This window comes from Rhizobium skierniewicense Ch11 (assembly GCF_023757665.1).
In the GTDB taxonomy this organism is placed as follows: domain Bacteria; phylum Pseudomonadota; class Alphaproteobacteria; order Rhizobiales; family Rhizobiaceae; genus Agrobacterium; species Agrobacterium skierniewicense.
This window is the reverse complement of record NZ_RXPG01000011.1, coordinates 78,923-98,361: the sequence shown is the minus strand read 5'-3', so window position 1 is coordinate 98,361 and position 19,439 is coordinate 78,923. Positions and strand designations below refer to the sequence as shown.

At 56.2% G+C, this 19,439-nt stretch carries 21 protein-coding genes; 4 read left to right on the top strand and 17 right to left on the bottom strand.

The window, feature by feature from the left end:
- Nucleotides 1-17 precede the first annotated feature (17 nt).
- From lpxB to EKM04_RS11150, 14 genes are all read right to left on the bottom strand, one after another.
- Nucleotides 18-1,214 carry a lipid-A-disaccharide synthase gene (gene lpxB, locus EKM04_RS11215; RefSeq protein ID WP_183897335.1) on the bottom strand — a complete coding sequence of 399 codons (1,197 nt, stop codon included), beginning with the start codon at nt 1,212-1,214 and terminating at the stop codon, nt 18-20.
- Entirely contained in the window at nt 1,211-2,077 is an 867-nt protein-coding gene (locus EKM04_RS11210) for an LpxI family protein (RefSeq protein WP_183897334.1), read from the bottom strand. The genes lpxB and EKM04_RS11210 overlap by 4 nt, the downstream gene beginning before the upstream one ends.
- A gap of 3 nt (nt 2,078-2,080) precedes the next feature.
- The gene (lpxA, locus tag EKM04_RS11205; RefSeq protein ID WP_183897333.1) at nt 2,081-2,893 is read right to left on the bottom strand and encodes an acyl-ACP--UDP-N-acetylglucosamine O-acyltransferase; all 813 of its coding nucleotides are present in this window, start codon (nt 2,891-2,893) and stop codon (nt 2,081-2,083) included.
- Complete coding sequence (fabZ, locus tag EKM04_RS11200; protein ID WP_045230517.1) at nt 2,890-3,357, bottom strand: 3-hydroxyacyl-ACP dehydratase FabZ; 468 nt, start codon at nt 3,355-3,357, stop codon at nt 2,890-2,892. The genes lpxA and fabZ overlap by 4 nt, the downstream gene beginning before the upstream one ends.
- The gene (gene lpxD, locus EKM04_RS11195; RefSeq protein ID WP_183897332.1) at nt 3,350-4,417 is read right to left on the bottom strand and encodes a UDP-3-O-(3-hydroxymyristoyl)glucosamine N-acyltransferase; all 1,068 of its coding nucleotides are present in this window, start codon (nt 4,415-4,417) and stop codon (nt 3,350-3,352) included. Before lpxD ends, fabZ begins: the two co-directional genes overlap by 8 nt.
- A 49-nt stretch (nt 4,418-4,466) precedes the next feature.
- Entirely contained in the window at nt 4,467-6,791 is a 2,325-nt protein-coding gene (bamA, locus tag EKM04_RS11190) for an outer membrane protein assembly factor BamA (protein WP_174152886.1), read from the bottom strand.
- A gap of 201 nt (nt 6,792-6,992) precedes the next feature.
- A complete protein-coding gene (gene rseP, locus EKM04_RS11185) occupies nt 6,993-8,126 on the bottom strand; it encodes an RIP metalloprotease RseP (protein ID WP_183897331.1) in 1,134 nt (377 codons plus the stop codon).
- Between the two features lie 36 nt (nt 8,127-8,162).
- Nucleotides 8,163-8,996, bottom strand: coding sequence for a phosphatidate cytidylyltransferase (locus EKM04_RS11180; RefSeq protein ID WP_183897330.1), 834 nt, complete (start codon nt 8,994-8,996; stop codon nt 8,163-8,165).
- A complete protein-coding gene (locus tag EKM04_RS11175; RefSeq protein ID WP_183897329.1) occupies nt 8,996-9,739 on the bottom strand; it encodes an isoprenyl transferase in 744 nt (247 codons plus the stop codon). The genes EKM04_RS11180 and EKM04_RS11175 overlap by 1 nt, the downstream gene beginning before the upstream one ends.
- A gap of 59 nt (nt 9,740-9,798) precedes the next feature.
- Nucleotides 9,799-10,356, bottom strand: a complete 558-nt coding sequence (frr, locus tag EKM04_RS11170) for a ribosome recycling factor (RefSeq protein ID WP_174152882.1) — start codon at nt 10,354-10,356, stop codon at nt 9,799-9,801.
- Between the two features lie 65 nt (nt 10,357-10,421).
- Nucleotides 10,422-11,144, bottom strand: a complete 723-nt coding sequence (pyrH, locus tag EKM04_RS11165; RefSeq protein WP_045230636.1) for a UMP kinase — start codon at nt 11,142-11,144, stop codon at nt 10,422-10,424.
- Nucleotides 11,145-11,341: 197 nt separating this feature from the next.
- Entirely contained in the window at nt 11,342-12,268 is a 927-nt protein-coding gene (gene tsf / locus EKM04_RS11160) for a translation elongation factor Ts (RefSeq protein WP_183897328.1), read from the bottom strand.
- A gap of 248 nt (nt 12,269-12,516) precedes the next feature.
- Nucleotides 12,517-13,296: a 30S ribosomal protein S2 gene (rpsB, locus tag EKM04_RS11155; RefSeq protein ID WP_183897327.1), complete on the bottom strand. Its 780-nt coding sequence runs from the start codon at nt 13,294-13,296 to the stop codon at nt 12,517-12,519.
- A 181-nt stretch (nt 13,297-13,477) separates the two neighbouring features.
- A complete protein-coding gene (locus tag EKM04_RS11150) occupies nt 13,478-14,320 on the bottom strand; it encodes a cell envelope integrity EipB family protein (RefSeq protein ID WP_183897326.1) in 843 nt (280 codons plus the stop codon).
- A gap of 115 nt (nt 14,321-14,435) precedes the next feature.
- On the opposite strand from EKM04_RS11150, the gene EKM04_RS11145 reads away from it, so the two are divergent.
- The 4 genes from EKM04_RS11145 to EKM04_RS11130 are packed head-to-tail and all read left to right on the top strand — an operon-like array spanning nt 14,436 to nt 17,283.
- A complete protein-coding gene (locus tag EKM04_RS11145) occupies nt 14,436-14,906 on the top strand; it encodes a RidA family protein (RefSeq protein ID WP_174152878.1) in 471 nt (156 codons plus the stop codon).
- Nucleotides 14,903-15,643, top strand: a complete 741-nt coding sequence (locus EKM04_RS11140) for a glycerophosphodiester phosphodiesterase family protein (protein WP_183897325.1) — start codon at nt 14,903-14,905, stop codon at nt 15,641-15,643. Before EKM04_RS11145 ends, EKM04_RS11140 begins: the two co-directional genes overlap by 4 nt.
- Nucleotides 15,640-16,830, top strand: coding sequence for a GNAT family N-acetyltransferase (locus EKM04_RS11135; protein ID WP_183897324.1), 1,191 nt, complete (start codon nt 15,640-15,642; stop codon nt 16,828-16,830). Before EKM04_RS11140 ends, EKM04_RS11135 begins: the two co-directional genes overlap by 4 nt.
- Nucleotides 16,831-16,857: 27 nt before the next feature.
- A complete protein-coding gene (locus EKM04_RS11130) occupies nt 16,858-17,283 on the top strand; it encodes an HIT family protein (RefSeq protein WP_174152875.1) in 426 nt (141 codons plus the stop codon).
- 17 nt (nt 17,284-17,300) lie between these two features.
- Here the strand turns inward: EKM04_RS11130 and EKM04_RS11125 are convergent, their stop codons facing one another.
- The 3 genes from EKM04_RS11125 to EKM04_RS11115 are packed head-to-tail and all read right to left on the bottom strand — an operon-like array spanning nt 17,301 to nt 19,390.
- On the bottom strand, nt 17,301-18,230 hold the full coding sequence (locus EKM04_RS11125) for a phosphatase PAP2 family protein (protein WP_183897323.1): 930 nt from the start codon (nt 18,228-18,230) through the stop codon (nt 17,301-17,303).
- A 60-nt stretch (nt 18,231-18,290) separates the two neighbouring features.
- Entirely contained in the window at nt 18,291-18,638 is a 348-nt protein-coding gene (locus tag EKM04_RS11120) for an AzlD domain-containing protein (RefSeq protein ID WP_183897322.1), read from the bottom strand.
- The gene (locus tag EKM04_RS11115; protein WP_183897321.1) at nt 18,635-19,390 is read right to left on the bottom strand and encodes an AzlC family ABC transporter permease; all 756 of its coding nucleotides are present in this window, start codon (nt 19,388-19,390) and stop codon (nt 18,635-18,637) included. The genes EKM04_RS11120 and EKM04_RS11115 overlap by 4 nt, the downstream gene beginning before the upstream one ends.
- Between the last annotated feature and the right edge of the window lie 49 nt (nt 19,391-19,439).

Here is a 19,439-nt window from a genome sequence, read left to right as displayed (position 1 = left end):
GAGCATTATGGCCAATGTCATGTCGCGCGACCGAATGCACCTGTCTTGAGCCGATAGGTGGACAGTAGTATTTCTGCTCCGACCTCACCCGGCGGGCGTGTCGTTCGCAATCTCTCCTGCACCAGCGCAAAGCCTTCCAGCATTGCCTTCCGCTGGAGCGTATCGGATGACAGGCGCTCGGCCCAGCGCAACATGGAGCCGGCGCGTACGACCTCGTTGATATATTCAGGCACCACTGCGTAGTCCGCAATCAAGTTGGGAAGCGCACCGGTCCAGGTCTTTATGCGCCTGCTCAGCATCGTGAAAATCCAGTCCGTCTTGTAGACGGATACGACGGGCACGTTGGCAAGGGCGAGCTCCAGAATAACGGTGCCGGATGCAGCAATCGCGGCGTCGGCTTCAGCGAACGCTTTCCATTTGAATGCGGTATCCGTACCGATTTCGGGACGGATGTAATCTGGCCAAGACGCGGCAAGTTCACGGATGCGCCCTTCCTGACGGGGAACCGTGGGAAGCACGAAACGGGTCGGCCCGTTGCGCTCGACAAAATCTGTCGCTGCTGTTTGGAACGGCTCCATCAAGCGGGTCGTTTCCGTCGAACGTGAACCCGGCAGCAAGAGAATGGTTCTCGGCTCACCTGCGGTTGGCAAGGGCCGCGCCGCACGCGCCTCGCGAACAGCAAGCAGGTCCTTGTCCACACTCAGGCGGTGACCGACGAACGTGGTCGGTGGACCGCCAAGGCGGCGCATGGTGTCCGGCTCGAACGGCAACAGCGCCAGGACGTGGTCGACATAGGACACCATCGCCGCCGCGCGCTGTTCTTTCCAGGCCCATACACTGGGGCAGACATAGTTGACGACAGGCAGATTGGGCATGGCTTTACGAACGCGCCTTGCCACACGGTGCGTGAAATCCGGGCTGTCGATGATCAACAAAACATCTGGTTTGGCCGCGATGATGGCATTCGTCGTTTCCTTGATTCTTGCAATCAGTTGCGGCAGTTTTTTCAGGACCTGGGTGAAGCCCATGATCGAAAGTTCCGAGTAATCGAAGAACGAAACCAGACCTTCAGCCATCAAGGCGTCGCCACCGACACCCGACAGTTCGATCCGACCTGAATATTGCGCTTTCAAAGCCCGCACCAGATCAGCACCCAGCAGATCCCCGGAGACTTCACCCGCGATGACGGCAAGCTTGAGCACGCTGTCGGTCACATCAATTCTCCCACAAGCCCTGTATCGATACCGCAGACAAACAACCCCGCCTCATTGGCTGCCTGCAACATGGTCTCGCGGTCGAGCACGAAAGCCCTGCCCGCTTCCACGGCAATGCCGGCAAGCCCGGCCTTGGCGGCGTTCTGTACCGTCGAGGGACCAATGGTCGGCAAATCGGCGCGGATATCCTGCTGGGGTTTGCACAGTTTGACCAGAACGCCCTTTCGGCGGCTGGAAATACGGCCTTCGGCACGCAGTAAGGCCACACGAGCGAGCATTCCGTCGGTGCCCTCAACGCCCTCCAGCGCAACGAGACGACCGCCGACGGAAACAGAACCCTGCCCCACATCGAGCGCGCCCAGCGCAAGCGCTGCACGCGCTGCCTTGGCAATATCACGACGATCCTCATCGCTGGGCTCTATCTTTCCCAGAGACCCTGTGGTCGCCAGCAGACCTGGTGCGATCTCATGGGCGCCGATCACCCGCGCGCCTTGGGCCTCAATCAGCCCGATCACCATCTGAAGCACCGTGTCGTCACCGCCGGACAGAAGCGTGCGGATGATCGACGGCACCTTCGCGATCATCTTGAAATTGGGCCGGATTTCCCGCCACTCCGGTCTATGGGAAACAGCCCCGGATAGAACGACACGGCCTATGCCGTGGCTCGCCAAGAGTTTGCCGAGGCTCGACACGTCGCCAATGCTGATCGAAGCATTTTCAAACTGCGACCAGTCGAGATCGGCATGGTTCTGCAAGCGGATGATGAAGGGCGTCTCCCCGGCGTCTCGTGCAGCTTCCGCCACATAATAGGGAAGAAACCCGCTGCCCGCGATGATCGCCAGACGCCCCACATCCTCTGACACGGGCTATTTTCCACGGTTGGGCGAAGAGATGGCCCTGTCATTGGCGGCGGCAATAAAGTCGATGATTTCAAGCGCCTGTGGGCAGTCCAGAAACTCGTCACGAACAGCAGCAGCGTTCGCCCGCACGCTGCCTTCGCTTTCAAATATCTGCTTGTAGGCGCGTCGAACCTTGTGGATTTCAGCCCGCTCGATGCCCGCACGGGTCATTCCAACAATGTTGAGCCCGCTGAGAATACCCGGATTGCCGTTCAGCATACCATAGGGAATGACATCATAGCTGACGGCAGACAGCCCGCCGATGAAAGCCTGGCGGCCGACGCGGGTGAACTGGTGGACGGCGGAGCCGCCGCCCAGAATGGCGCGATCTTCGATCGTGACATGGCCAGCCAGCATGACATTATTCGAAAGGATGACATGATTGCCGAGGCGGCAGTCATGTGCCACATGCGCGTAAGCCAGAAAGAGATTGTTGTTGCCGATAACAGTGGTGCCGCCATGCTCGACGGTGCCGGTGTTCATCGTCACACCCTCGCGAATTGTACAATTTTCGCCAATCACGAGTGTCGTATCAACAGCGCTATGATGGGCACTCTGCGAATCTCCACCGATGACTGCGGACGGCCAGATCTTTGTGCCCTTGCCGACGGTCGTGCAGCCCAGCACAACGACGTGGCTGATCAACTGAACGTCATCATGCAAAGTGACTTTCGAGCCAACATGGCAAAACGGACCGACAACGACGTTTTCACCGACGACCGCACCGTCTTCGATGAAAGACATCGGGTGAATTCTGGCCGAAGCCGCAATCTTGCTCATTGCTGATCCTCAGGGATCATCATCGCACCGATATCCGCCTCAGCCACCAGAACACCGTCCACCTTCGCATCGCAATGAAATTTCCAGACATTGCCGCGCTGGCGCTGCTTTACCACGTAGATTTCAAGTCGGTCGCCCGGCACGACTGGCTTGCGGAAGCGGGCATTGTCGATGGTCATGAAGTAAACAAGGTGACCGCCGTCGCCCTGTTTGCGGGCGCAGATGGCGCCCGCCGTTTGCGCCATCGCTTCCACGATGAGGACGCCCGGCATGATGGGACGATCGGGAAAGTGACCGGTAAAATGCGGCTCGTTAACGGTCACATTCTTGATGCCGGTTGCCGAATTGTCGGCATCGATATCGATGATCTTGTCGATCAGCAAAAAGGGATAACGATGTGGCAGCAGCTTCATCACTTCAAGGATGTCAGCCGCGCCAAGCGTCGTTTTTGTCTCTTCAGACATTCTTCTTCTCTCCTGTCTTCTTATCTCGCTCTTCAGCGCGCGCCAGCAGTTCTGCCATGTCGCGCAGGAAATGTTTGAGCGGCCGCGCCGGAATGCCACCATATTTGGCACCAGCCGGCACATCCGCGACAACGCCGCTCATCGCCGCGATCTGCGCCCCGTCCCCAATATTGATGTGACCGTTGATGCCGCTGGCACCGCCAATCATCACACCGTCACCGATACGGGTGCTGCCAGCAATGCCAACCTTGCTGACGATTCCGCAATGGCGACCGATGCGCACATTGTGGCCAATCTGAACCTGGTTGTCGATTTTCGTGCCTTCACCAATCACCGTATCATCCATGGTGCCACGGTCGACAGTGGTGTTTGCACCGATCTCGACATGATCCTGAATGATGACCCGACCGATTTGTACAATCTTGATCATGCCACGTGGGCCGGGTGCGTAACCGAAACCATCCTGTCCGATGCGAGCACCGTTATGAATGATGACACCATTGCCGATCAAAGCCGAAAGGACGCTCGCACCACCGGCAATCGTGCAGTCGCGTCCGATCTGAACATCAGCACCGATGATTGCGCCGGGCCCAATACGCGTGCCGGAACCTATATGCACATTTGCGCCAATGACAGCCAGCGGTTCGACGATCACACCAGCCTCGAGCTTCGCGGTCGAATCGATATGCGCTGAGGATGATATCTGTGTGTTCTGCTCAATGATCGCAGAAGGCTTCATGGCCGATTCGTGCAAAAGCGCGCCAGCCTGAGCAAAGAGGGTGTGCGGATTTTTGCAAATCAAAGCGGGAATATTGGCAGGTACCAGATTTTGAAGCGCTGGATCGCAGATGATCGCTGCAGCCTCGCAGGTCAGCAGCTCCTCGCGGTTCTTTCGGGAAAGAATGTAGCACAGCTGATCCGACTTTGCCCGGTACACCGGCGAAATCGAACGCACCAGGCGCTCACCAGCGGTCTCGTCAGACAGTTCCGCCCCAAGACGGTCAGCGATATCTTTCAATCGCATGCCTTCGTGGGGCGGAAAAAAAGCATTATATTCCATCAACCGTATACTCCAGAACGTTCAAACTTGCAGTTCTGGACTGCCGATATCAGAAAGTGTTGGACATGCCAAACCGGAAGTTCTGCACTTCGTCGTAGTCTTCCTTCATGAATGGCACTGCGTAGTCGACGCGCAGAGGACCAAACGGTGACGCCCACATCAGGCCGACACCGGCAGATGCACGGATCGAGCTGTCGTCCTTCACACCGGCGCTGTTGGCAACCTTGTTACCGTAAAGCGTACCGGCATCGACAAAGCCAGCGAGACGAAGACCGAAGTCCTCTGGCACACCCGGCATAGGCGCTGTCAGTTCAGCAGACGCTGCGAAATATGTCGTTCCGCCGATTGCATCGTCACCGATACGTGGGCCGATACCGTCGTTTTCGAAGCCGCGGATCACGCGACCACCGATCTTGAACTGGTCGAAGACAAGCAGGTTGTCACCTGTCGGCGCAACGTAACCGGCCTGACCGGTCAGCGAGCCGATGATGTCATACTCATCAGACAGAGTATGATAGTAACGAGCCTTGGCATAAATCTTGTAGTATTCGGAATCGCCACCCAGTCCAGCAAACTCGTTGGTCAACGAACCCTGCCAGCCAGAACGCGGCATGTTACGGTCGTCAAGCGAGTTGTAGGCCAGAGTGTTGGAAATGCTTGACTGAACCCATTCACCGTTATTCTGATCAATCAGATCGACATAAGGCTGAGCAAGGTTCGCACGATAGTCGTCCTCACCATCATATTGAATCTGCTTGTAGGTATACTTGAACGTCGTCGCCAGATTTTCCGTAATCGGAGCGGTCACGCGAAGCGCGAAGCCCTGCTCGTCATAATCGTAGTAATCTTCGCTCGAGCTCTGGCTCTTGAACAGGTCAAAACCAGCGGCAAGACGGTATCCGAGGAAATAGGGTTCGGTGAACGAGAAGTTGTAGCTCCGTGCGTCGTCCTGGCCCGCACCCGCTGCAATGCGGATATACTGGCCGCGGCCGAGGAAGTTCTTTTCTTCGATCGATGCTTCAAGCAGCGCGCCATCGTTCTGGGAGTAACCAGCACCGATACCGAACGAGCCTGTCGCCTGATCTTCGACATCCACCACGATCACGACACGGTCCGGGGCGCTGCCCTGGGACGTACCGATATTGACCTTGGAGAAGTAACCGAGAGCCTCCAAACGACGCTTTGCAGCGGTGATGATCGTCTGGTTGAACGCGTCGCCTTCGCTGATGTCGAATTCGCGACGGATGACATAGTCACGTGTACGAGTGTTGCCACGGATTTCGATACGCTCGACGTAAGCGCGTTCGCCCTGATCAACGATATAGGTGACGCCGATGGTGTTGCCGTTCATGTCGCGGTCACCACGAGGCGTGACGCGTGCGAAAGGATAACCCTCCGCGGACACGCGCTTGGAAATCGCTTCCATGCTCTGCTGAACTTCCTTGGCGCTGTAGCCGGAACCAGCCTTGGTTTCGACGAGGCCTTGAAGCTGCGAACCATCAACGCCAGGCACTGTGGATTCGACAGCCACATTACCAAACGCGTAGCGCTGACCTTCATCAACGGTGATGGTGATCGTGTATTCGTTGGTGGCCTCATCCAGCACGGCGTCAGACGACGTTACGCGGAAGTCGGCGTAGCCACGGTTATAATAGAACTGGCGTAGCGCTTCTTCGTCAGCGCGCAACTTGTCCTCGTTGTAGACATCCTTGCGCGTCAGGAACGACAGCATGTTGGATTTCTTGGTGTTGAGGACGGCAGCGAGACGGCCATCGCTATAGGCATTGTTGCCAACAAAATCGATACGGGCGATCTTTGTGCGCTCACCTTCGTTGATCACGAATGCGAGGTTGACACGACCCTGACCAACATTGACGACCTGCGTTGTCACCTGGATGTCGCTACGACCAATAGCCGCATAGGCGTCCTTGATGCGAGCAATGTCAGCGGTCACAAGGGTCTGATCGTAAGGCCCGAGAGACTGTGTCTGCACGATGCCCTGAAGCTTGTCGTCCTTGATCTTGCGGTTGCCGTTGAACACGACCTGATTGACGAGATTGTTTTCACGCACCGTCACAACCAGCGTGCTGCCGGAAACACTCATGCTGACATTGGAGAAATAGCCGGTCGCGTAAAGACGCTTGACCGATTCATCAATGTCAGAGTTGGAAAAATTGCGACCGGGTGCAATGGTGATGTTGGAGCGAACAGCGTCCGCACCGGCGCGTTCTGCGCCTCGCACATCAACGCGCTGGATAACCGCTGCGTTTGCAACACCAGAAGAAGCAAGTACCCCCAGGACTGCGACGGAAGAAACACCAGCAGACAGCGCAACCGCCGACACCGCGTTCAAAAATCTTGAACCAGCCTTCATTTTCAATTCTTACCTTTTCCCGTTGTCCCTCAGCGGGCGGAACCCGACTCCGGCCATCTGCGTCGTTTTTACCTGCTTTTACTCTACAAGCAAGCCCGACGGTTAATTTCTATTTACTTCGCAAGCCACCGTGGCTCAATCGCCACTTTGGCATCAAAACAAGGTAAATACCCCCTTAACAAAACAGCCCCAAAGCCACCTTTAGCCGATCAAGCTGCTGATATCATTCCACGTGGCGAAAACCATCAAGCTGAAAATCATCGCCAGACCAATGCGGAATGCCACCTCCTGCGCACCCGATCCAAGCGGCCTGCCCCTCACCGCCTCGATGGCGTAGAAAAGAAGATGACCACCATCCAGAATCGGGACGGGCATCAAATTAAGAAGACCTATCGACACCGAAAGCAAGGCTGCAAGCTGAATTACCGCTGCAAAACCGAGCGATGCCATCTGACCTGATGCTTGCGCGACACGCACAGGCCCGCCCAGTTGATCGGCGTTCATGCGGCCCGTCACGAGATTTCCGATATAAGCGAAGGTTCCCGTGACCACATGGCCGGTCTCGCGAACGCCCTCGACCAGCGCGTCGGTGGGCGAATAGGTCACGTGCCGGAAATTGCCTCGGGTTTGATCGGTCACGATACCGATAATGCCCAGTTCCATCTTGTTGCCGAACTGGTCCTTCGTTTCGGTGCGGGTCGGTACCATGGGCAGCGACAATTCCTGTCCGTTGCGCTCGACCGTCACGGAAATCTGTGTGCCTGGACGGATGGCAACGTAGCGGCGGACGTCTTCGAATGTCTTGACCTTCTCCCCATCGATCGCAACCAGTCTATCCCCCGCCAGCACGCCCGCCGCTTGTGCAGCGCTGTTTTCGCGCACTTCCGAGACGATCGGATCGGAGATCATGCGGCCATAGATCGTGAAGAGAGCGGCAAAGATCAAAATTGCGAGGAGGAAGTTGGCGATGGGCCCGGCCGCAACGGTGGCAGCTCTTTTCCACAGTTTTGCGCCTGCAAGCGTCTGCGCACGCTCTTCCAGTGTCAATCCGGCCAGACCTTCGCTATCAGGCTTGCTGGACACGTCGTCGTCGCCGAAGAATTTGACATAGCCACCGAGTGGAATGGCTGAAATTTTCCAGCGCGTGCCGTGCTTGTCCGTGAAGCCGACAAGTTCTGGACCAAAGCCTACGGAAAACGCCGTGGATCTGATGCCGCACCAGCGTCCGACAAGATAATGACCCATCTCATGAACGAAAACGAGAAGAGAAAGAACAAGAATGAACGGCACCATATAACCGGTCAAGAAACCAACCGACGCCGTTACCATATCCATCATCCAAGTCCTTCGTTTATTGCCTGAGAGCCACCATCAGAAGCCGGGCAGAATTCCGCCGCCTGATCCTGGCACATCACCGGTTATCGCCGCGTGAACGACAGCAATGAGGAATACGGTAAAGCAGGCAAAAACAAGTCCGTCAACCCGATCCATAAAGCCGCCATGACCGGGAATGAGGTGGCTGGAATCCTTCACCTGAAAGCGACGCTTGATGAAGGATTCGAAGAGATCGCCGATCTGGCTGAACACAGAAAGAAGAAGTGCAAGCCCGACAATCACAAAGCTGATCCGCCCGTGATAGCCGGCCGCGACCGCCCCGCCCGCAAAAACGCCAGATACGGTGCCGCCAATCGCGCCCGACCATGTCTTGCCGGGAGAGATGGCTGGAGCAAGTTTCGGCCCACCGATGGCGCGTCCAACGAAATAGGCCAAGATGTCGGTTGCCCATACGACGGAAAACACAAACAGCATCGCGGCGAGGCCGGTCTGCTCGTCTCCGCGAATAGCGGCAAGTGAAATACCGCTAAGACCTGCATAGACGATACCGCTGACCAGCCACCAGTTGCGTCCGCGCAGAACCGGAAACAGCGCCGCCGTCAATGTAAAGCCTGACAACAATGGAAGATCGAGCGATGGCTCACCGAAAATCGTATTGCCGCTCATCACGGCAACCGAAAACCATCCCCAGGCATAGCCGGTGGGATTAGTTTCCGACAATTTCGTAATTGTGCTCCATTCGTAATAGATCAGCAGTGCCAGCAACCCAGCCATCAGGCGGAACATCATTCCGCCGTACCACGTGGCGGCCAGGATGATCACGGCCATAACGATGCCGGATATAATACGTAGTCTGAGTTCGCGGCTCATCAGACGCCTGCCAGCGCAACTTGATCCGACAGGCCGCCAAACCTGCGATCGCGCGTCATATACTGGTCGATGGCCGCCAAGAAGGTCTTGCGATCGAAGTCAGGCCAGTAGTCAGGAATAAACAGGAATTCGGAATAGGCCGCCTGCCACAACAGGAAATTCGAAAGCCGCTCTTCGCCGCTGGTGCGGATAATAAGATCGGGATCGGGTATGCCTGCCGTATCCAGACGGGCTGCAATCGCATCCGGGTTGATCTCGGATGCGTCGAGCTTGCCCTCGGCCACGTCTCTGGCAAGCGAGGCCGCCGCACGGGCTATTTCATCACGGGAGCCGTAATTGAAGGCGATCACCAGCGTCAGTGCGGTGTTCTCGCATGTTCTCTCTTCGGCCTCGGTCAGCAGCTTACGGATATCGTCCTTGAGACCGGATCGATCCCCGATGATCCGAACGCGGACATTTTCCTTGTGCAGATCGGCAAGGTCACGACGGATGAAGGCCTTGAGAAGCCCCAGCAGATCCATGACCTCGGTTTCCGGCCGGCGCCAGTTCTCGGAAGAGAAGGCAAACAGCGTCAGATATTTGAGGCCATATTCGCCGGCTGCACGCACGGTTTCCCGCACGGCCTCGACGCCACGCCGATGACCCATGAGCCGTGGAAGCCCGCGCTGCTTTGCCCAACGCCCGTTGCCATCCATAATGATGGCAACATGCTCAGGGTGTGAGGAACGTGTAATGTTCGACATCTCGATCCAGTTTAAGCAGCACGGAATTGAAGGAAAAAATCGACGAGCTCAAGAGCCGACTATACCTGCATGATTTCTCTTTCTTTCTCTGCAAGCAAGCGATCAATTTCCGAAATCGTTTCATCCGTCATTTTCTGGACTTTCTCAGACAGCGCCCGGCTGTCGTCCTGACCGATGTCGCCGTCCTTTTCAGCTTTCTTCAGCCCATCCATACCATCGCGACGGACGTGGCGAATAGCGACCTTGGCCTTCTCCGCGTAGTCATGCGCGACCTTGACGAGCGACTTGCGACGCTCTTCATTGAGTTCAGGCAAGGGAATACGCAGGTTCTGCCCATCGACGATCGGGTTGAGGCCCAGATTGGATTCACGGATCGCACGATCGACAGCACCGACCATCGACTTGTCCCAGATGTTGACACCCAGCATGCGCGCTTCCGGAACCGTGATGTTGGCAACCTGAGAGAGCGGAACGCGAGAGCCGTAGGCATCGACCGTGACAGGATCGAGAATGTTTGCAGAGGCGCGCCCCGTACGAAGCGATGCGATGTCGCTCTTGAAAGCATTGATCGCCCCATCCATGCGACGCTTGATATCGTTGATGTCAGTACCACTCATATTCATACTCCGTCAGTTCTGGCCGATCTGGCCCAATTGCACACCGTGGAATCAGCGCCCGGCCATTATTTGTCGTGCACGATGGTCTTGCGACCGCCGCCCGTCAATATTGCTGCAAAACCGCCCTTCTCATGGATCGAGAAGACGATGATGGGAATGTGGTTTTCACGCGCAAGCGCGACCGCCGCAATATCCATGACCGCAAGTCCCTTGCCCAAGACTTCCGAATGAGTCAATTCGTCAAAGCGGGTCGCGGTCGGATCTTTCTTCGGATCGGCCGAGTAGATGCCATCGACCTGCGTTCCCTTGAAGATCGCTTCAGCGCCAATTTCTGCGGCGCGGAGTGCAGCGGCCGAGTCCGTCGTGAAAAACGGATTGCCTGTGCCGCCTGCAAAAATGACCACGCGACCCTGCGCCAGGTGCGAGAGTGTCGCGCGCTGGGAAAAGCTTTCGCAAATCTCGGGCATCGCGATCGCCGACAGAACCACCGTATCGATGTCGAGCTTGCGCAGCGAGGTCGCCAGCGCCAGCGCGTTGATGACGGTCGCGAGCATGCCCATGTGATCGCCGGTTACCCGGTCACCACCCTTGGATGCCACGGCGACGCCGCGGAAGATATTCCCACCGCCGACGACGACGCCGACCTCGACGCCCATGGCGCGTGCCTCGGCAATATCAGACGCGATGCGATCTGCGACGGCGACGTCGATACCAAAACCCTGATCGCCCATGAGGGCTTCGCCCGACGCCTTGAGAAGAACACGTTTATAAAGCGGCTTGGAAGACATCATGACTCCTTAAAGCATGTCGCGGACAGTCAGCCACCATTTGCGGCGACGACATGCGAGATCTAGAGAGAAACGCAACGGCGCACCAATCTTCAATAGATTGCCACGCGCTGCGAGGTATAACCGCATCGCGGATACACGAAGGGCACCGCGTTGTCACGCGATGCCCGGAGTTTTCCCGTATTTGGGTAAATGGATCAGCCCTTGGCGACGGCAGCAACTTCAGCTGCGAAATCGCTCTCTTCCTTCTCGATGCCTTCACCGAGAAGAAGGCGCGCCATGCCGACGACTTCGATCTTCGCGCCAGCTTCCTTTTCAGCTTCCTTTACGGCGTCACCAACGGTGATGTCAGGGTTGATGACGAAAGCCTGCGACAGAAGAGCAACTTCTTCGAAGAACTTGCGCATACGGCCATCGACCATCTTTTCGATGATGGCTTCAGGCTTGCCGGATTCGCGGGCCTGTTCGATGAAGACGTTGCGTTCGCGTTCAGCAACAGTCGCGTCAACTTCTTCAGAACGGATGGCAAGCGGGTTTGTGGCGGCAATATGCATGGCAATCTGACGGCCGATCGATGTGAGAACAGCCTTGTCGCCTTCCGACTGCAGCGCGACGAGAACGCCGAGCTTGCCGATGCCGTCGCCAGCAGCGTTATGAACATAGGTCGCGACAACGCCGTGCTTGACTTCGAGCAAAGCGGAGCGACGAAGCGCCATGTTCTCACCAATGGTCGCGATTGCGTCCTTGATGGTGTCGGAAACGGACTTGCCGGTTGCCGGATAGATCGCGGCAGCGATGGACTCGACCGTGCCATCTGTCGTCAGGCCGACAGATGCCGTACCGCGAACGATGTCCTGGAAGGCGTCGTTACGCGCAACGAAGTCGGTTTCCGAGTTGACTTCAACAACAACAGCCTTGTGACCGGCGGATGCGATACCAATGAGGCCTTCAGCAGCTGTCCGGCCAGACTTCTTGTCAGCCTTGGAAATGCCCTTGGCGCGCAACCAGTCGATTGCGGCTTCCATGTCACCGGCTGTCTCAGTCAGCGCCTTTTTGCAATCCATCATGCCTGCGCCAGACTTCTCGCGCAGTTCCTTTACCATTGCGGCTGTGATTTCGCTCATTGTGTGCCTCTTGTCGGTTCGTCGGTCACGGCGCGGTTGCTGCCAGACCTCAATCGGATTTTGGGAACGAATGTACCCGGAACTGTGACAGCCTGATGAAGAGGCTATCACGAAATATCATGAACCTCGCGCATCGCCATGCGGACCGCGCGGTTGAAACGAACAAGGCCGCCGAACTTTTCTAGTCCAGAACGGCCTTGTCTCGTCTCGTGGAGAAGGTGGCACATGGGTGCCACCCGTATAACGTATCAGGCAGCCGTACCGGCGCCAGCTTCGTCTTCAAGCGCAGGCTCGATCGGAGCTTCTTCAGAAGCGCCAATGTCGCGACCGGAAGAACCCTGCTGACGAGCGATACCGTCGATGGCTGCACGGGCAATCAGATCGCAATAGAGCGAGATTGCGCGCGATGCATCGTCGTTACCTGGGATCGGGAAGTCGATCTGATCTGGATCGCAGTTGCTGTCGATGATCGCAACAACCGGAATGCCAAGACGCTTGGCTTCTTCGATTGCGATCTTTTCCTTGTTGGTGTCAACAATGAACATCAGGTCAGGAACGCCGCCCATATCGCGGATACCGCCGAGAGCCTTTTCAAGCTTTTCGCGTTCGCGCTCAAGGTTCAGACGCTCTTTCTTGGAATAGCCAGCTGCGTCGGAGTTGAGGATTTCGTCGACCTTGCGCAGACGCGCGATCGAGTTGGAAATCGTCTTCCAGTTGGTCATCATGCCGCCGAGCCAACGCGAGTTGACATAGTACTGAGCAGAACGCTTTGCACTGTCGGCAATGATTTCCGAAGCCTGACGCTTCGTGCCAACGAACAGAACGCGACCGCCACGGGCAACCGTGTCAGACACGACCTGAAGGGCGCGCGACAGCAAAGGAACTGTCTGTGCCAAGTCGATGATGTGGATGTTGCTGCGGTCGCCGAAGATGTACGGCTTCATCTTCGGGTTCCAGCGATGTGTCTGGTGACCAAAGTGAACGCCAGCTTCCAGAAGCTGACGCATAGAGAAATCGGGCAATGCCATGCCTAGTTATCCTTTTCCGGTTTAACCCCCGCGAAGCAAACAGCGCCATCAAGATGGCACCACCGGGCGGAACGAACCGGATTTCTCCCGGAACATCCCAAGCTTCGCGTGTGGAATGGTCTGCCGCATACAGACTGTTTTGAAGAAACGCAAGCAAATATGCCGAAAATAACGAAATCGATCAGCGGACAGGCTGGTTATCACAGCTTTCCGGCTTGAGGATATCGAGCTTGGCCAGTTTTCCGGTCAGCACGAAATCTCCATAATCCATGGTCAGATCGCGTGTGATTCCATTGTCGTAAAGCTTGAACGACATACGATAGATAGGAAGCGAGTCGGCTCCAGCCTTGTCATTGTAATAGGCAATCGTCACGGGCCAGAACGGTGTCTTTGCAAAATCACCGGCTTTACCCGCATCTGCATCGCCGTCCGTGGGCGCCTGCTCCTTGCCCACCAAAGTAGACGTGATCAGACTTTCATCGCCATCATCGGAACCATCGAACACCCGAGATTCGAAAATACGCTTACCAAGTTTTGCATTCTCTATGACCTGCACCATGTGCTCTGTCGGAAATTCGCCGGCGACCAGATCGACCTTGCGCACATCGGGCTTGGTCAGGTCGATTTTCATCGCACCGTTATCATCCGCAGCGGAGCCCGTGACCTCCTTGTCCAGCTTGTCATCCGTAAAGGACTTGGTCTCGAAGGTGAATTTCTTGGACGCTACATCCTCGAACGTCGTCGTCTGCTGATCCGTCAGCCGCACCGCATCACCGGTGTTGATCTGGGTAACGAAGCGAAAGTCGGTTTTATAGCCTTTGCAGGAGGAACCCGTGAACTCGTAGACCATTCTGCCCGTCATGCCTTCGATGCCGGAACGATCAGACGCGTCCTTCAACTCCAGATCATAGACGGCGCGATGGGAGATGAGATTCGGAACGGTGGCAGGCACAGCGCTTGCGACGTCAGGCATCACCATAAAGGTGCCAGAGGCAAGTGCGATGGCAAGGTTCCTGACAAACATTCAATATCTCCTGTTGGACTCATCGCTCATATTGTACAAGCAACCGCCCGGCTTTTGGACATCATGTTCTTTTTGCCGGATTTTCGAACGATTTACAACAAAAGCGGAGACGAAAATGTCGGATGCCATCGAAGCTCGCCTGAAGGAATTGGGCTACACCCTGCCCGCCGCCGCGGCACCTGCTGCAAATTATCTACCTTATACCATCAGCGGCAATCTGCTTTATGTTTCCGGTCAATTGCCGATGGAATCCGGCAAGATTGCGGTCACTGGCCACGTCGGTCGGGATGTCGATGTCGCAACAGCCCAACGTGCCGCCGAACTTTGCGCCGTCAATATTCTGGCGCAAGTCAAAGCTGCATTGAATGGCGACCTTTCAAAGGTTCGTCGTATCTTGAAGCTCAATGGCTTTGTCGCATCCGTACCGGAGTTTACCGAGCAGCATCTCGTCATCAACGGCGCGTCCAACCTCATCGCCAATGTTCTCGGCGAAGCTGGCAAACACGCCCGGGCCGCCGTCGGAATGGCCTCCCTACCCTTCAACGCCGCAGTCGAGATCGACGCTATCGTGGAAATCGACGGATGACGCTGAAACTTTCATGGCTGACGGCTACACCGATTGCCCATCGTGGCTATCATGACCAGAATGAAACCGTGTGGGAGAATACCCTCACGGCTTTCTCCCGCGCCATCGAGGCGGGTTTTAGCATCGAGTGCGATTTGCAGCTCGCTTCCGATAGCGTTCCCGTCGTCTTCCATGACGATGAGATGACCCGGCTCACCGGTATCAAAGGTGATGTGCGGGAGCGGACATCGGGTGAACTTGGCATGTTATCGGTCGGACAGACCAGAGACCGCGTGCCAACGCTCAAGCAACTCCTGAAACTTTGCGACGGCCAGGTCCCGTTGGTGCTGGAACTCAAGGGTCGGGTCGGTGAAGGCATCGATGACGGCTTTGCGGAAGCGGTGCTGGAGGTGCTGGAGGGTTATGAAGGTCAGGTCGCACTGATGAGCTTCCATCATCATCTGCTGAAGGCTTTGAAAGCGGCAGGCTCGCCCTGGCCTCTCGGCCTCACGGCAGAGGGTGCAAATCCGGAGGACTTCTTCAAGCATGACGAAGCGATGCAGATTGGCCTAGACTTCATCTCCTACGCTTGGCCCCACCTGCCCAACAGCTTCATTGACGCTCAAAGAAAACTCGGCCTTCCCGTCATTACCTGGACCGTGCGGGATGAAATCGGACGCGAGAATACCTATAGATATGCGGACCAGATCACGTTCGAAGGTTTCGATCCAAAAGAAGGTACGACAGCCAGCGCATGAGCGAGGAATATTCCATTCGCGTAGAGCAATCCTTCAAGGACATAGATCCGGAAAGCTGGAACAGGCTCTCCGGGACTTCAAAAACGACACAAACAGAAGACTACAACCCCTTCATATCGCATGCATTTCTGTCATCAATGGAAGAGTCCGGCTCCGCAACCGCAAAGACCGGCTGGCGCGGGCACCATCTTCTGCTTGAAAACAGCGATGGTCTGTTGAAAAGCGCAATCCCTGCCTATCTGAAAAGTCACAGTCAGGGCGAGTATGTTTTCGACCATGGATGGGCGGATGCACTAGAGCGGGCGGGCGGCCATTACTATCCGAAGCTGCAATGCTCGGTGCCCTTCACGCCTGCCACCGGGCCACGGCTGCTGACAAATGGTGTTGATGACGCTGCTTTCCGTCAGGTTCTGGCATCCGGCCTGCGGCAGGTTACAGAAGCAACCGGAGTGTCTTCGTCACACGTGACCTTCGCACCCGATGACGATATCGACGCGCTGGTGCAGGAAGGCTTTTTGCCGCGCACAGACCAGCAATTCCATTTTATCAACAATGGCTACCGCGACCACGCCGATTTTCTCGATGCCCTATCGTCGCGCAAGCGCAAGGGCCTGAAAAAGGAACGACGCGCCGCACTGGAAAACGGCATCGAAATTGACTGGCTGACAGGCAGCGATCTGACCGAAGATATCTGGGACCAGTTCTTTGCCTTCTATAAGGACACCGGCAGCCGCAAATGGGGTCGCCCCTACCTCACCCGAGACTTCTACTCGCTGATCGGCCAGCGCATGGCCGATGATATCCTGCTCGTCATGGCAAAACGCGAGGGGCGTTATATCGCGGGCGCCATCAATTTCATCGGTGGAGAGGCTCTCTATGGGCGCCATTGGGGGTGCATCGAAGACCACCCCTATCTGCATTTCGAAGTCTGCTACCACCAGGCCATCGATTTTGCGCTGGCAAAAGGGCTGAAGCGCGTTGAAGCGGGTGCGCAGGGCGAGCATAAGCTTGCGCGCGGTTACACTCCGGTGACGACACGTTCCGCCCATTTCATCACCCATCCGGGCTTGCGTCGTGCCATTGCTGATTATCTGCAGCGTGAACGCAACGAAGTCGAGCAGATCGCAGACTATCTCGATGAGCATAGTCCATTCCGAAAGGGTGAGCGCCCGGAAGCAGACGACTGATTGCACCATTATACCAGGAGACATGTGATGACATCGGCCTATGATACCAACAACATCTTCGCCAAAATCCTGCGCGGTGAAATACCTTGCGCGAAGGTCTACGAAGACGATGACACGCTGGCGTTCATGGATGTCATGCCACAAGCACCCGGCCACCTGCTCGTCATCCCCAAAGCAGCCTCGCGCAATATTTTGGATGCCGATCCTGCTGTTTTGGCGAAGACCATCGCAGTGGTCCAAAAACTGGCCATCGCCGCAAAGCACGCTTTCGACGCCGAAGGCGTCAATGTAGCGCAGTTTAACGAGGCAGCGGCCGGACAAACCGTTTTCCACCTGCACTTCCACGTCATACCACGCAACGAACACGAACCCATGAAGCCGCACAGCGGCACCATGGCAGATGGTGATGTGTTGAGAGCGCATGCGGAGAAGATCAAGGCCGCGCTCGGCTGATCAGGCGCGCTGATGTTTCAAATCGGCATTTTTGCATCCGGCTCCGCTTCTTCTGAAGACAACGTTGCAAGCACCTTTCCCGCCAGAACATAGGCCAACCCAAACATCGCCATGCCGCCAAGGACATCGCTGAGGTGATGTCCGCCATGGACGAGAATGGCCGGCAGCATTACGACATTGACGATAAGGACGAATGGAAAAATCGACCTGATGCGCGCTAAAAAGACGACGGACATGCACGCCATGACGGTGTGAAACGACGGGAAACCAATGAGGCCCAGCACATTTCTTGGAGAAATGTAGCCTGCCCCTTCGCGGCCGAGCCTCAGAAGCTCGTCTCCGTAGTTCGGTGTCACGCCCAGTTCAATTCTCGACAAAAGGTCTGGAGACAAAACGTATAGCGTCGATGGCCCGAAGGTCGGAAATACCAACCAGATTGCGATGGAACCGATGACACCAATGAAACCGGTCAGCAGAAAATGCCACAGGGCATTGGTTTTGCCTGAAAACCCCAGCAAGACGATCACGAAGGCAAGCTGCGGAAGTGAGCTGAAATAGACGTAAAAAAGTATTCTGGATATGATCGGCCATTCAGCGGCGACCGCAACGGCCCTCGGCCAACTATAGCCAAAGATTGCATCGACTTGGACCAGCAGCCCATCGAATGGCGTCATGCGGATTGGAAGCAGAAGATAGTTGAAGACCGATGCGACAAGTGTGAAAACGATGAAAAGCCCTGAAGCAATCAAGACCACTGCAAGGCGCTCTTCGCCGCGGTGCGTCCGATAATATAATCCCCCGATCATCAAAGCCAAAGCTCCGAAACCGGGAAATGCGTAGCCCATCCAGTCAATCGAGATGCCTTTCGCCATGATCAAAATAAGATCGGCGAATGCCACGACGGCGACGAGAAGAATGAGGACACGCTCAGCTGGCAACAATCGCATAAGTATCTCCGTTGCGGCCAAAGCTATCGTTGAGACTTGAACGTTACGTAAACCCTAGCCTTATCGCAGGTCGAGAGCCAAAAGGCCGACGGCAAGCAGAACAATCGGGACCACCACCCCAACCAACACCCTTTGGCGCGCCAATAGAAAAACCGCAAATCCGAGCGATGCCGCGCCGATGCGGAGCCACATTGGCGAATTTTCCAGCGTACCTGTCGGGAAGACGATCAGCTTTGCCGTGACCGCCATGACGAGAGCCGTTGCCACCGCCCTCACCCAGTTGAGTGTTTCGGACCCCTCCTTCAGACGATTGCCGGCGACAACGCCGAGCCAGCGCCACAGGTCTGTCGCGAGCCAGCCTGCAAAGGCGATGAAGAGATAAGGCGCCCACCATGCGTCCGTCATCATGGCTCACCCTCCACTGACGTGGATGCGTTTGCGCGCCGAAACCAGAAGCGATCGATAAGATAGGCAAGTGTTCCGCCGCCTATACCGGCATAGAGAATATCGAATTCGGGTTCGACCATGGCAAACAGTGGACCAGCGATGACGCCAATGACAAAAGCGACCTTGACGACCGTATGCCGGGCTGTGGCCCAGATGGACGAGACGAAATAGACAGGTGTCAGGAAAAACAACACGCCAGCGACGATTGGCGGAAAGGCCGCGACCACGCCATAGCAAACACCGACAATTACGGCGTTGACCAGCGTCAACGTCATTCCAAAGCCGATGAACCACGCAACGCGCGCCTCTCGGGGTACCTTGCTGAGATTTTGCGTTGCGTAGACCCAAGCCGTAATGGCGACAAAGTGTGACAGGAACAGCAAGATCCAGGTCGGCGTTTTTGCTGTTCGCATTTCCGGCACGATGGAGGCCACCATCGGCATCATGCGGATCGATGACAATGTTACGACCAGAAAGCACGTCGCCAGGCCAGCGCCGCTGCTCATGGCTCCAATCAGAATCATCTTTGCAGGAAGCGCCCAGACCGACAAGGTCATGAACACCGCTTCTCCGCGCGTTACGCCAGACTCCAAAGCAAAAGCGCTGAACCCGACGAAAGACGTCATGAGAATGAGGGCGGGCAGTGAAAAAATGCCTTTCATGCCTCTGAAAAACCAGAGGTAAAGGGGCTGTGCTTCACGTTCTGAAAACATGCTAAAGTCCGGTACCGACAAAACTAAAAGTGCCGGGCGTCAAACCCGG